Genomic DNA, 223 nt, shown 5'->3' on the forward strand with positions numbered 1-223 from the left:
CTTCTACAGCTATGGTAAAGTCATACAAATTTTGCAATTCCTCATTAGCAAAACTTACTTTAAATTTTGCATTAGATCGCATCGTTAATATGTTTGTATAAATACTATTATGACTACAATAATTAATTAATAAATCATATTCAGTATTAACAAAATCTATAACATTAGATGCCTTGGGTTTACCATACATACCTAAATCTTTTTCTGAAAAGGTATTATAATG

General features: G+C 25.6%; 1 protein-coding gene. It reads right to left on the bottom strand.

The window, feature by feature from the left end:
* Positions 1 to 223, bottom strand: a 223-nt coding sequence (locus H2O73_RS24580; protein WP_220457809.1) for a DUF6913 domain-containing protein, incomplete at both ends; no start/stop codon positions are given.

The organism is Vibrio marinisediminis (genome assembly GCF_014050145.1).
Classification (GTDB): domain Bacteria; phylum Pseudomonadota; class Gammaproteobacteria; order Enterobacterales; family Vibrionaceae; genus Vibrio; species Vibrio marinisediminis.